General features: G+C 54.5%; 1 protein-coding gene. It reads left to right on the forward strand.

All coding sequences use genetic code 11. The features are described from left to right. Nucleotides 1-324: 324 nt before the first annotated feature. Nucleotides 325-657 (forward strand): PAS domain S-box protein (locus tag JF66_RS20910; RefSeq protein ID WP_197059536.1); only part of this gene is annotated, 333 nt, incomplete at its 3' end.

Below are 657 nucleotides of genomic sequence, written 5' to 3' on the forward strand. Positions count from 1 at the left end.
GTCACGCCGTGTGAGGAGCTTGAGGGTGGCCAGATCACACAGCGTTTTCGCTCAGCAGGGCAGGCTGATTTTCAGAGCATTTTTGTCTTGATTCTGTTGGGAGCTCGAAGTATATTGACATTGTTTAGATCAATCAGATTGCCCTACATTATTTGATTGAACTCCCTTAGATCAGCCTCACCGCCCCTACTGGTCTGGCTGATTTAGTGGGTTAAGCGCCCAGTTCTTGTGCACCAGAGTTTGTAGATCCATGCGGTGATAATCCAACGCTTCAAACCTGGAATATGCACTGCATGGCCCTGGCGGATGTGGAGTGAGGGTCTGATGGCTTCAAGGACCGGCAAGTTCGGGAGTCTCTTTGAGCCCGTGCCGTACGCACTGGCGGGAATGGACCGAGCGGGTGTCATTTGGTTTGTCAATCACCAGGCGGAGACGCTGTTCGGCTACGACCGCGGTGACCTTGTCGGTCGGCCCATTCAGATGCTGTTGCCTGAGTATCTTCCGGAGGATCGTGGCGACCTTCCGAACGAAACCATCGCTGACCCCAAGAGCCGTCCCATGGTCCGTGGGCTGAGTGGCAGAAAGCACGACGGGAGTGAGGTGCCGGTCAGTATCAGCTTGTCTGCCCTTGATACGGGAGACGTCTTGATGATGATC

The sequence above is a fragment of the Cryobacterium sp. MLB-32 genome (genome assembly GCF_000738085.1).
Classification (GTDB): domain Bacteria; phylum Actinomycetota; class Actinomycetes; order Actinomycetales; family Microbacteriaceae; genus Cryobacterium.